The organism is Streptomyces sp. NPDC096048, assembly GCF_044763415.1.
Lineage (GTDB): Bacteria > Actinomycetota > Actinomycetes > Streptomycetales > Streptomycetaceae > Streptomyces.
Window position 1 is genome coordinate 51,184 of record NZ_JBIWGG010000010.1, and the last position, 11,938, is coordinate 63,121.

Sequence of the window (11,938 nt, forward strand, 5' to 3'; positions counted from 1 at the left end):
GGCATGCGGAATCAGCGCCGGGGCGGAGCCGGTCGCCAGTTGGGTGAGACAGGGACTTGCTCACCGCGCGGACCGCTGATGGCGGCCGCGCGGTTGTTCAGCTGAAGGGCCTACGTGTCAGCCTGTGGCCTTCTGTGCGGCGGCGAGCGCGGAGTCGGTATCCGCAGTGGCCAGCATCGCGTTGATGTGGGAGGCGGCCAGGGCTCCGGCCGCCGCGGCGGTGCCGGCCTGGGCGGCGAGGTCTGTGGCATTGCCGGCCACCCACACACCCGGGATCTCGGTGGTGCCGGCCATGGCGGAGGCGAAACGGCGCCCCATGTTGTCGGGCAGGTCCTCCATGGGCAGCTTCAGCCCGTCCAAGCCCTCGGTGCGGGCCTCCATCCTTGTGGTGACGGCCAGGACCCGCCGCTCCACGAAGGTGTCGTCGGCCAGGCGGACGCCCGCGAGGGCGCCGTCGGCGTCGTCGACGACCTCCCTCACGTCGGTCTCGATGACGCGGATGCCCCGGGCGGCGAAGCGGGCGCGGGTGTCGGCGTCCAGGTCGGTGCCGCGGGTGAAGTAGGTCAGGTCGTCGGTCAGCTGGCGAAACAGCCAGGCGTGGTGGACGGAGAGAGGGCCGGTGGCGAGGATGCCGATGGGCTCGTCGCGCACCTCGAAGCCGTGGCAGTAGGGGCAGTGCACCACGCTGTGGCCCCAGTGCTCGGCCAGGCCGGGCACCTCGGGCAGCATGTCGCGCAAGCCGGTGGCCACCAGCAGCCGGCGCGCCGTCAGGGTGTGGCCGTCGGCCAGGGTGACGGTGAACCGCAGATCGCCGTCGGCCGAGGGAGCGGTGGGTTCCGCTGCGGCCACCTCCCCGAAGACGATCCGGCCGCCGTACTGGCGTACCTGCTCGCGTCCCCGCTTGAGGATCTCGGGCGGCGGGGTGCCGTCCAGGACGATGAAGCCATGCATGGCGGCGGCAGGGGCGTTGCGCGGGGTGCCGCTGTCGATCACGACAACCGAACGGCGCGAGCGGGCCAGCATCAGCGCGCCGTTCAGGCCCGCGACGCCACCGCCGATCACCACGACGTCGACGGTCTCGGTGGGCAGTGCATCGCTCTCGTGGTGGGAAGTCTGCGCAGACATCACGCGCCCTTTCGTCGTACCAGGCCCCTGAGCTGGGCCAGCTGTGTTCGACGTTAAGCCCACATTGCATCAAGGGCATACCATGTTGCCCATGACGCAAGAAGATGGTCAGCTGGACAGCCTCGTACGCAAACGGATCCGCGCCCTGCGCGTGGCACAGGGCTGGTCCCTGGAGGAACTGGCCACCCGGGCCCACCTCAGCCAGTCCTCACTGAGCCGCATCGAGAACGGTCAGCGCCGCCTCGCCCTGGACCAGCTCGTCACCCTCGCCCGCGCCCTGGACACCACCTTGGACCAGCTCGTGGAGAACGCCGCCGACGACATCGTCATCAGCCCGATGATCGACGGCGCCCACGGGACGATGCGCTGGCCCATAAAGGGCGACCCCGGTATGAGCGTGATGCGCCAGCGGATGACCGACCCGCCGCCCGACAACCCGGCCCGAATGCGCGCCCACCCCGGCCGCGAATGGTTCGTCGTACTGTCCGGCACCGCCGTCCTCATGCTCGGCCATCGGCGCTTTCGCATCGAGACCGACCAGGCCGCCGAGTTCCCCACCATGATGCCGCACGCCCTCGGGGCCGAGGGCGGCCCCTGCGAGATCCTGGGCATCTTCGACCGCGACGCCCGCCGGGGCCATCAGAAGGACGCCGGTGTCGGCGCCCCCGACGCCGACACCGGAGGAACCCAGGGCCCCTGCGAATAGCAGGCCGCGGTCGAGCCGAAGGCTCAAGGCGCGGCGGACACCGTTGCGTGCGGGGCAGCACGTCAAGCCATCTTCTTGCACACACGCAAGTGATCATGCTGGACGCGCATGACTGACTTACGGTGGAGCCGTGACCCACACTCATCAGCACACTCACCGCAGCAAGAGCGCTCGCCACCCCGACCACGGATATGGCGGCCACCACGAGCACAGCGATCGCGGTCAGGCGGAGATTCTCGATCTGGACGCCGAGGTGCTCGCCGAGCACACCGCGTCCATTACCGCCTGGCTTCCGCTGACGGACGAGCCGCGCCACATCGTGGACCTGGGCTGCGGGACCGGCGCGGGAACCTTCGCGCTCCTCGATCGCTTCCCGGACGCGCACGTCACCGCCGTCGACACCTCGGCCGGGCACCTGCAGCTCCTGCGTGAGAAGGCATGCGCCCGCGGTGTCCAGGGGCGCATACGGACCGTGCAAGCCGACCTCGACGCCAACAACTGGCCCGACCTCGGCAGGCCGGATCTGGTATGGGCCTCGGCTTCGATGCACCACGTGGCGAACCCCGACAACGCACTGCGCAACATCCGCGAACTGCTGGCCCCCGGCGGCCTGTTCGCCGTCGTCGAGCTCGCGGGCGTCCCCCGCTTCCTGCCCGCCCACGCCCCGGAGAACCGGCCCGGCCTCGAAGAGCGCGCCCATGCCGCGACCAACAGCTTCCACGCCGAGCGCGTCCCGCACCGGGGCGCGGACTGGGGCCCGATGCTGACAGCCGCCGGCTTCACGGTCGAGGACGAACGCGCCCTCACCGTCAGCATCGGAGGGGCGCGCAGCGAGGCGATCGGCCGTTACGCCTACGGCATTCTGCAGCGCGTCCGCGGCGTCGCCGCCCCGGTCCTCAGCCCGGAGGATCTCGCCGCCCTCGACGAGCTCCTGGACACCAGCAGCCCGACCGGCCTTCTGCGCCGCGAGGACCTCGCCGTACGCACCGAGCGCACTGTGTGGGCCGCCCGCCGCGCCTGACGAGCGGCCAGGCACCGCGGGGTGCTTGTCGGGTCCACATACGTCTCGTCCAGCTGAACCGCTCGCGAACGACGCGTGCAGCGGGTGTCCCGCCACCCTGAGCCCTGACACCCGCCACCAGTCCGATGCGCCGCTGCAGCCAGCACCGTCACCTGGCCCCGGCGAAATGGGCTGCGTCACTGCTACAGGGGCAAGTTGTAACGGAGGTTTCTGAACCGCCGCCGGGCCAGGGTGAGCCGACCTGACTCGGCCGGTTTCTCGCACGAGCGAAGGAGATGGACCACAAGGGGCTGTCCCACCCGGCGATCGCGACGGGAGCAGGCCGCCGCTCGGAGCGGCCTAGACGCACGCGTCATGACTGTTCATCGATGGGCCACCTTGTCGAGAAGTGCCATCGCGGTGATCACCGCTCGCACTTCCTGGTCGGTTCCGCACTCCTGCAGAGCGCGGGCGAGCCATGTCTGGCGCGCCAGGCGGTCGCCTTTGCGGCGAGCAAGACCTCGCTCGGTGACGGTGATGAACTGACGACGGCCGTCTTCCGGGTCCGGGCTGCGGGCAACGAGGCCGGCCTGCTCCAATGCGCCCACGGTCTTGGCCATGGACTGCGGCCGCACCCTCTCGATGGCGGCAAGGTCGCTCGCGGAGGCGGGGCCCTCTTTGGCGAGCCGCCGCAGGACCGATGCCTGCGACGGCGAGAGCTCGATCTCCCCGCCCTCTGCCGCAGTGGTTGCCGTGGCGCTGACGTCCAGGGTCTGCAGTCGTCGACGGAGCCTGCCCGCCACCACCCACACATCACCGGCCGCCTGAAGCGCTACTTCGCTAAGGGGTTCCTTGTCTTCGGGCACCCCATGACGATAGATCAACAGCCCAGGCAGTTCGATTTGGACCGTGGAAACGCCGCCAGGTACCCCGGGCGCTACCGGGGGGTGTGTCTGAGCCGTGCGGACGCGTCGCGTCGTCCAGCCCTCTGTTCCTCGGCCGGCTCATTGAGCCGACGCGGCAGGCTAGCCGCGAGAGAGTCGATGAACTGGCTGATCCACTGCGGAATGTGGGCGTCGGCCGCGATCAGCGGGTAGACGCCGGTCGGCGGGATGGGGAGGCTCGGAAGGACCCGTACCAGATTGCCACGGTCAAGACGCGGCCCGATATGCCAGCGAACGCATGATGAGGGCTCTGCCCTCCGCCCAGCCAGTCACCACGGCACCGTCGTTGCCGTCGTTGCCGTCGTTGCCGGAGAGCCCGCCATGGACGCGAACGTGGCGAGTGCCGCTTGTGTCGCCGAACCGCCGGAGCGCGGCCACGTCGAACTCGCGGAGGTGCGACAGCAGCGCCGAGGCCTGCAGCCTGGCGCGCGGATCGGGATGGGCCTCGGCGGACTCGCCGAGCGGCGGGGCGATGTGCGTACGCCCCGGGCCGAGTACCGCTTCGACGAGAAAGGGTCTCGCTCAAGCAGACCACCTGGAAGAACTGCAGGTCGCCCAGGGGCACTCGGTGCGCACCGCCGCGTTGTCAGGAAGAACGAGCGCTTTCCATGCGGGAAACCCTACCTTGCGCGCAACGGCGTTGTAACGCGCCGCATGGCTGGCCAGGGTAGAGCCCAGGCCGCATGCCGGCAGCAGCCCGCCCGGGCTCTGAGGCATGCGCCATCACCGATCGACGGTCCCCCACCTGCTGCCTGTCTGCCGAGGAGTGAGTTCGTGCCGAAGAGCTACCGCACCGCGGTCATCCCCGGTGACGGGATCGGCCATGAGGTCGTGCCCGAGTGGCCCCGGTGTCCGCAGTCCGCGGCCGACGTGCATGGACTCGCCCCGAGGGTCGCCCAGTTACGCCTTCGGCCTCGCTTGCACCGTCCGCACAAGCACCTCACGTGGGCGACGAAGAGCAACGGGACCTCGATCTCCATGCCCTACTGGGACGAACGCGCCGCCACCATGTCTGCTCGCGGCCGCCCTGGACAAGTGGGTCAGCACCGGTCGCCCGATCCCCTAGCAATCGCACGCTGCTGTACGTCTTTCCATCGGGACTGACGGACCGGCTGCTCCTGGGCCCTCCGCCGCTGGAAGCTGCAGAGCAACACCCGTGAAAGGCAGAAACACTTGATGTGCAGGATCCATCGCCGGACCCTACTCAAATCGATCGGGGCGAGCGCCGCCGTCACCGGAGCGTCTGCGTTGACGTCCGGCTGTGGCAACGAAGACGTCGGCAAGGAGCCCGGCCAGGAGCGCTCCGAAGTGACGTACATAAAGAACGCGAGGATCTTCGACGGCGAGCGCGTCATCGACGCTCGCACGGTGGTCATCGAAGGCCGCAAGATCGTCCAGGTCGGCGGTAAGGCACCGAATCACTCCACCGCCATTGATGCCGCCGGCGCCACCCTGCTGCCCGGCCTGATCGACAGCCACACGCACACCTCGATCGAAGGCCTGAGGAACGCCCTGGTCTTCGGCGTCACCACGGAGCTCGAGATGCAGGGCGGAGGGCATGACCGCGCTGAAGTCGACAAGCGCGACGACATTGCCGATGTCCGGTCGGCCGGCACCGGTCTGACCGCTCCGGGTGGGCACCCGAGTGAACTGTTCCCGGACGGCGCGCCTCCCGGCGCCCCGAGCGACGGGGAGGAGGGTGAAGGATCAGGCCCGCCACCGGACGGGGAGGTCTCGAACCCGAGGGAGGCGATCAAGATGATCCGTCGCCTCGTCGCGGACAAGGCCGACTACATCAAGATCATGATTGAGGAAGGCACGGTGCTGGGCGAGCCCGACCTGCCCACACTCAGCAACGACACGATCGTGGCCGCTGTGACCGAGGCGCAGAAGCTCGGCAAGATGACCCTGGCACACACACTGACCATCCCAGCGACCGAGCAGGCGATCGACGCGGGAATCGACGGTCTGGCCCACCTCTTCATCGATCAGCCTCACACCTCCAGGGTCGTGCGCAAGGTCGCGGAATCCGGCGCATTCGTCACGCCATGCCTGTGCCTCAACCGATCGATCATGGGCGAGACCGGCGCCGACCTCGCTGCCGACAAGCGCGTGAGCTCCAAGCTCAGCACGGAATGGCTGGACACCCTGCGCCACGGCAGTCTCAACAAGTACCCACGAGGCAACTTCGATGACGTCCTTGCGAGCGTCGCCGCACTCCACAAGGCGGGAGTGGACATCCTGGCCGGCACCGACGTCTCGGTGCCCGTCCGCTACCTCGGCGGCCTGGCCCACGGCGCCAGCGTCCACCACGAACTGCAACTACTTGTCCGAGCAGGACTTACCCCTGCCGAAGCCCTGAGAGCAGCGACCGCCGTCCCCGCTCGCCGATTCGGCCTTGCCGACCGCGGCCGCATCGCCGAGAACCTGCGCGCCGACCTCCTGCTGGTCGATGGCGACCCCACCACCGATATCTCAGCAAGCCTCTCCATCCGCGCTGTGTGGCGCAACGGAACCAGGCAACCGAGCCACTGACACAGCACGACACCGAGGGCAAGCAAGAGGGAGTCCGACATACACCGCCCGCTTCACGAAGAGCTCATGGTTGGGCTCCCACATCCCACGTGGCCTCCCGGTTGACTGGGGGACCATGAACGGCTCTCACGTCACCCAGCCGCCAGGGCCGTGTCCGCAAAGTGGCGGTGTCGTTGGCCTGTTCGTGGTGCGTCGTCATGAGCTGACCGATGAGCCGTGGGCGGTGATCGAGCCGTTGCTGGCTCCGCCGCGAACGGGCCGGCCGGTGCGGGATCGCCGCCAGGTCAACGACAGCCTGTGAAAAGCGCCGGTCGCGGCGGCCTGGCGGGACCTTTGGCCGTCCACCGACTCCAGTTCGCCCACCCACAACCTGACATCAGCAAGGTCACCACCCATGACCACACCAATGAACGGGCTGGCCAGCGGTCACGGCAAACACCGCTGCGGTACTTGAGCATATTGGGAGCGGCGACCTGTTGGATGCTGCTGCTCAGCATGCGAAGGCCTCCACGTCGGCTTCGTCAACGGGACAGATGGTGGGTTCCGGCCCCGACAGGCTTCCGACCCTGGCCGTCGGACACCTCGAAAAGGGCCGAGACCAGGTCACCCCCATGCGTGCCGCGCGCCCGGCGCGCAAGCCGTGACGGACGGCTGTCGCTCGGCAGTTGACGAGTTCACGCGTGCTTGACGGCACAGGATCAGCGGGCAGGAACCCGTCGAAGCCGGCGGGTCCCACCGCCGGGCAGCGGAAGCGGTCAACCACTCGCCGTCCGGCCGGGTTCACGGCGCTTCACGTAGAGTCGGTTGCTGGCCGGGCCGGTCCACTCCAGCCCTACGACACCCGGCACAGCCGCGTCGGCTGCATGCGCCGGGTCCTTCCAGTAGCCGGCGACCGGGTTGCGGAAGAACGTCGCCCACAGGAGGCCTCTGTGGTCCATGAAGATGTTGTTGTGCCCTGCGCCGACACCTAGGGTCCACCGCTCGGAGTACGGGCCCTCGAACCTGTCAGAAACGGCGACGATCGCGTCGTACTGGTACTGCACACGGCCAGTGCCTGGCGGATCGTAGGCGTTGCGTGTGCTTCCGTAGGCGTCGACCGACGACCGATCCCACGCGGCGTGCACCAGGTAGTACTTCTTCCTGTAGTGGAACACGTACGCGCCTTCGAGGTATGGCTCTGGCGAGTAGGGTGCCTGCCGGAATGTCGGCAAGTCCGTCGTGGTGACGATGTCTTCCATGTCGTGCCGGAACTTGGCGTACAGATCGTTGTGCAGTACGAGCCAGGCGTCGTCGCCCTCGCTGTAGAGGCCGCCGTCGATGTGGTGGTAGGCGCCGGGCTCGATGAAGGCGGGCCCGCCGGTGAACGAGTCGCCGAACGGCTTGTCGAGGTTGCCCTCGACAAGCCGGTACGGCCCCTCGACACCTCCCTCGCTCACGAGCATGAACGACCCGACCTTGCGGGAGTGGTCGCCCATGCACGCGACGATGTACCACTTGCCCTTGAAGTGGTGCACCTCCGGGGCCCACACGTTGCCGCGTTTGCCGAATCGCTCGTCGTGCCAGTACTCCTGCCAGGGAGCGACGACAGTGCGCCCGGGCCGGTTCTCCCCGAGGAACTCGGGTGACCACACCTTGCCCTTCTCGGCGTCCGACCGGATGCCGGTGGTGTCGGCCAGCTTCCACGGCCCCTTGAGGGAGCGGGACACCCAGACGAAAAGGCCGTCGTTCCACGGGCCGGCCGCGTCCAGTCCGGGCACGCGCGTGGTACCCGAGGCGACGTAGACCGGGCGACCGTCGACAACGAAGCAGTTGACGTAGGTGTCCCGCATCCAGACCCGGCCGAGTTCCCGGTCACGAGGGCGCAATTCCAGCGGAAGGACGAAGGAGTTGTCGTCACGCGGCCACAGATCCAGCCGAGTGTCCGCGAGGCCGTAGGGCTCAGGGTCGGGCCAGTTCGCCGGATACCTCCGTTGCTGCGTCTCATTCACCGGTGCCGCTGGTAGGGCCTGGGCGGCAGTCATGGGCAGTGCCGCCGCAGCTCCCAGGCCCACAGCGCCGGCTAGGAAGGAACGCCGATACGTCGCACCGTCGTTGGTGGCCATCAGTCATATTCTCCTTCGTCGTCCGTCTACCCGGCCAGGAATTGATGTCCAGCTTCTCCACCGGACGGCCACGTCGCCGCCGGTCGGAGTCGAGTCTGCTGGCGACGACGGCACCGTCCGCGACAAGCTTGGCGACCGTGTCGTACAAGGTCGTCCTCGAGAGGCCGCTGATCTCTTGAAGTGTGCTTCGGCTGAGTGGGCCGTTGGTGCGCAGCAGGTCGAGTACGAGTGCTTCGCGCCGCGCCGAGGGCGTGGGAGGGCTGTCCCTGGTTGGCATGCGGCACAGCATGAGAACGATCCGTCTTTTACGTCAACAAGGCGGATGAATAATCCGGCCTCTCGATGACCCTCGACTGCGGCGTTCATCGCGAAAACCTCAAGGTCGGACACAAAATCGACCAGCCCCCCAGCAGTGTCACGATCTCATAACAGGAGGCCGCTCCGGTCATCTCCGCTGGTCGATGACGCTCCGCTGCAGGTACCGACCCTTTGCTTCTTCGCGGAACGACCACGCCGCATTGGATCGAGAACCACTCCGGGGTTTTTCTGCCGGGGTGTTGACGGAATAATTGCGCCTACCTACCTTGACCGACATGCAAACGCCCAGCGGAGTGCACGCACTGGTCAGGCGTACCCATGAGGAGCGCGTTCTGCGAGCGTTGCAGGAGAGCGGAGCAATGAGCCGCGCTGAGATCGCACGGATCGTGGGCCTGTCCCGAACCACCTTGTCGGAAATCACCGGAAACCTGTTGCAGCGGGGTGCGATCGTCGTCGTGGACACCGATGCCTGGCGTCGCGAGGGCAGTGGCCGGCCAGCCGAGCGGCTGGCGCTCGATCCGGCGTCAGCGCAGTTCATGGGCGTCGACTTCGGCCATCGACGCGTCAACGTCGTCGTGGCCGACGCCTCGCACGAGATCATGGCGTCGGGTTCCGTGCGCTATGAGGACGCCACGCCTTGGCAGGAGCGCACCGGACTGGCCCTCGAACTGGTCGAGCGTCTGACCGCCGAGGCCGGTGCCCACTACGGAGCGCTTCAAGGCATCGGCATCGGCGTGCCGGGGCCCTATCCGGTTTCGGATGGCGCAGCCCGGCCCCGCACCACCCGGTTGGGAACGGTACTCCGCCCCGCCCCCGAAGGGGTCGACGTGGCCTTCGCCGAACGCTTCGACGCGCCGGTGCTCGTCGACAACAACACCCGCCTGGCCGCCCTCGCCGAGGCGATCAGCGGCACCGACAGCGTGGCCGACCTGGTGTACGTACGTCTGTCGGACGGCGTCGGCGGCGGACTCGTCGTCGGCGGCCATCTGGTGACCGGTTCGGGAGGGCTAGCCGGCGAACTCGGGCACGTGACCGTCGAACCGGCGGGCCGGCCCTGCCGGTGCGGCAAACGAGGCTGCTTGGAGACCGTGGCCTCGGTCCCCGCGATCCTCGCCGCCTGTTGGGAGTTCGGTCTGCCTCTGGAGGACCTCAACGACCTGGCGGAAGCAGTGGCCCGCGTGCACCCTGTCGCCGACCGAGTGTTGCGCGAGGCAGCCGCCGCGCTCGGCCGCGTGGTCGGAGCTGCGACGATGACCCTCAACCCCTCAAAAGTCGTCATCGGTGGCGAGATCGCCCAGCTGGCGCCTGTCGTCGTGGAGCAGGTCGCCGCCACCCTCGCCGCCGATCTCTTCCCGACCGCGTCGGTCGGTCCCGTCGTCGAGGCGGCCCGCCTCTCGGACGACGACGGCGCCCTCGGCGCCCTCGCCGCGGTCTTCCACAGCTCTCCCCTCCTGGCGCGGTACCCCGAAACCGCCGACGTGAAGGGCCGTTCCGATGCACCCGACTCCGCGACCGAGGAAGCCGCCCATGTCCGTTCTTGACAAGCGAGGTGCCGACCCACGGCGCCCCCTGCCCGTGAAGTCACCCGCGGACTCGCCCGCTTCCGCCGTGGACGGCGCGAAGACCGCGCCGGAACGCGCGCGATCGAGCCGTCGCGGGCTGCCCCTGGTCCTGAACGCCGTGTCCGTCGCGTTGGGCATCGCAGTCTGGTGGGCCCTGGCGTCCGCCGGCTTCAAGCTGCCGACCCCGCCGGAGGTCGTGTCGCGGGCAGGGACACTGATCGGCGACGGAACGCTCGGCGACGACGTCCTGGCCAGCCTGACGCGGGTGCTCATCGGCTTCGCCCTCGGCACGGCAGCGGCTGTTCCGATCGGCTTCCTCATGGGCTGGTACGGCATTCTGCGCGGCCTCATCGAACCCTGGATCCAGTTTTTCCGCACCATTCCGCCACTGGCGATCATCCCGCTGGCGGTGGTCGTCATGGGCATCGACGAGACACCGAAGATCTTCGTCATCTTCCTCGCCGCGTTCCTGGCGTGCGTGATATCGACCTTCCAGGGTGTGGTGAACGTCGATCGCACACTGATCGACGCCGCCAGGGTCCTGGGCGCCGGGGACGCGACGATCTTCGCCCGCGTGGTGGTCCCCGCCTCCACCCCGTTCATCCTCGTGGGCATGCGGGTCGGCCTCGGCTCGGCCTGGGCGACCCTGGTCGCCGCGGAGCTGATCGCCGCCCAGCAGGGCCTCGGCTACCGCATGCAGAACGCCCAGCTCTACTACGACCTCCCGACCATCTTCGTCGGACTCATTTCGATCGGAATCCTCGGTCTCCTCATGGACCGCGTACTCCTTCTCGCCGAACGAGGGCTCACCGGATGGCAGGAACGCCGATGACCAGCAAGCCGGCCAAGATATCCGTCCAGGGCGTAACCAAGAACTTCGCGCTGGGCCGGGAGTCCTTCACCGCCCTCGACGACGTGTCGATCGACATCGCGGACCACGAGTTCGTCACCGTCGTCGGCCCCTCGGGCTGCGGGAAGAGCACCCTGATGAACATCCTCGCCGGGCTGGAGACACCCACGTCGGGCCGTGCCCTGGTGGACGGCGCCCCCGTCTCAGGACCAGGACCCGAGCGCGGCGTCATATTCCAGCAGTACGCCCTCTTCCCCTGGCTGACCGTGCGTCAGAACGTGGAGTTCGGGCTGAGGACCACGGGCGTGCCGAAGCGTCAACGCCGCGACCGGGCCGAGCACTTCATCCAACTGGTGGGCCTCGAACGTTTCGCGGACGCGCTGCCCAAGACCCTGTCCGGCGGCATGCGCCAGCGCTGCGCCATCGCCCGCGCCTACGCCGTCGACCCGTCGATCCTGCTGATGGATGAACCGTTCGGCGCCCTCGACGCGCTCACCCGGGTCACGCTCCAGGAGCAACTGCTGGAGACCTGGAGCCAGGACAGGCGCACCGTACTGTTCATCACCCACGACGTCGACGAGGCCGTGTTCCTGGCCAACCGGGTGATCGTCATGGCGGCCCGCCCCGGGCGGGTCTACGACGTCATCGAGGTCGACCCCGCCATCGAGCGCAACGAGGGCTTCCGGCTCAGCGCCGAGTTCGCCGCACTGCGCAACCGAGTGTGGCACTCCGTGTACCACCAGGAAGGCCGCACCGCCGTCCTTTCCGGTCCCGGCTCCTCGACGACATGATCCGG

At 68.4% G+C, this 11,938-nt stretch carries 10 protein-coding genes and 1 pseudogene; 7 read left to right on the forward strand and 4 right to left on the reverse strand.

Going from position 1 to position 11,938, the window contains the following annotated elements:
- Window positions 1-117: 117 nt before the first annotated feature.
- Window positions 118-1,125 carry an NAD(P)/FAD-dependent oxidoreductase gene (locus ACIQ6R_RS26905; protein ID WP_404223933.1) on the reverse strand — a complete coding sequence of 336 codons (1,008 nt, stop codon included), beginning with the start codon at window positions 1,123-1,125 and terminating at the stop codon, window positions 118-120.
- Between the two features lie 91 nt (window positions 1,126-1,216).
- Here ACIQ6R_RS26905 and ACIQ6R_RS26910 point away from each other — a divergent pair, with 91 nt between their 5' ends.
- Both ACIQ6R_RS26910 and ACIQ6R_RS26915 read left to right on the forward strand, forming a co-directional pair.
- Window positions 1,217-1,831: a helix-turn-helix domain-containing protein gene (locus ACIQ6R_RS26910; RefSeq protein ID WP_404223934.1), complete on the forward strand. Its 615-nt coding sequence runs from the start codon at window positions 1,217-1,219 to the stop codon at window positions 1,829-1,831.
- Window positions 1,832-1,961: 130 nt separating this feature from the next.
- Window positions 1,962-2,852 carry a class I SAM-dependent methyltransferase gene (locus ACIQ6R_RS26915; protein WP_404223936.1) on the forward strand — a complete coding sequence of 297 codons (891 nt, stop codon included), beginning with the start codon at window positions 1,962-1,964 and terminating at the stop codon, window positions 2,850-2,852.
- 362 nt (window positions 2,853-3,214) lie between these two features.
- Here the strand turns inward: ACIQ6R_RS26915 and ACIQ6R_RS26920 are convergent, their stop codons facing one another.
- A complete protein-coding gene (locus ACIQ6R_RS26920; protein WP_404223938.1) occupies window positions 3,215-3,697 on the reverse strand; it encodes a MarR family winged helix-turn-helix transcriptional regulator in 483 nt (160 codons plus the stop codon).
- 1,386 nt (window positions 3,698-5,083) lie between these two features.
- Between ACIQ6R_RS26920 and ACIQ6R_RS26925 the strand changes: the two genes are divergently transcribed.
- On the forward strand, window positions 5,084-6,310 hold the full coding sequence (locus ACIQ6R_RS26925; RefSeq protein WP_404223940.1) for an amidohydrolase family protein: 1,227 nt from the start codon (window positions 5,084-5,086) through the stop codon (window positions 6,308-6,310).
- A gap of 115 nt (window positions 6,311-6,425) precedes the next feature.
- A pseudogene (locus ACIQ6R_RS26930) lies at window positions 6,426-6,608 on the forward strand (transposase); the annotation flags it as partial.
- A gap of 457 nt (window positions 6,609-7,065) precedes the next feature.
- Here the strand turns inward: ACIQ6R_RS26930 and ACIQ6R_RS26935 are convergent.
- Window positions 7,066-8,361 carry a family 43 glycosylhydrolase gene (locus ACIQ6R_RS26935; protein WP_404224342.1) on the reverse strand — a complete coding sequence of 432 codons (1,296 nt, stop codon included), beginning with the start codon at window positions 8,359-8,361 and terminating at the stop codon, window positions 7,066-7,068.
- Window positions 8,291-8,701 carry a MarR family transcriptional regulator gene (locus ACIQ6R_RS26940; RefSeq protein ID WP_404223942.1) on the reverse strand — a complete coding sequence of 137 codons (411 nt, stop codon included), beginning with the start codon at window positions 8,699-8,701 and terminating at the stop codon, window positions 8,291-8,293. Before ACIQ6R_RS26940 ends, ACIQ6R_RS26935 begins: the two co-directional genes overlap by 71 nt.
- A 322-nt stretch (window positions 8,702-9,023) precedes the next feature.
- On the opposite strand from ACIQ6R_RS26940, the gene ACIQ6R_RS26945 reads away from it, so the two are divergent.
- Genes ACIQ6R_RS26945 through ACIQ6R_RS26955 form a run of 3 tightly spaced genes read left to right on the forward strand, consistent with a single transcriptional unit; the run spans window position 9,024 to window position 11,933 of the window.
- Complete coding sequence (locus tag ACIQ6R_RS26945) at window positions 9,024-10,271, forward strand: ROK family transcriptional regulator (RefSeq protein ID WP_404223944.1); 1,248 nt, start codon at window positions 9,024-9,026, stop codon at window positions 10,269-10,271.
- Window positions 10,258-11,124, forward strand: a complete 867-nt coding sequence (locus tag ACIQ6R_RS26950) for an ABC transporter permease (protein ID WP_404223946.1) — start codon at window positions 10,258-10,260, stop codon at window positions 11,122-11,124. Before ACIQ6R_RS26945 ends, ACIQ6R_RS26950 begins: the two co-directional genes overlap by 14 nt.
- The gene (locus ACIQ6R_RS26955; protein ID WP_404223948.1) at window positions 11,121-11,933 is read left to right on the forward strand and encodes an ABC transporter ATP-binding protein; all 813 of its coding nucleotides are present in this window, start codon (window positions 11,121-11,123) and stop codon (window positions 11,931-11,933) included. The genes ACIQ6R_RS26950 and ACIQ6R_RS26955 overlap by 4 nt, the downstream gene beginning before the upstream one ends.
- The last annotated feature ends 5 nt before the right edge of the window (window positions 11,934-11,938 follow it).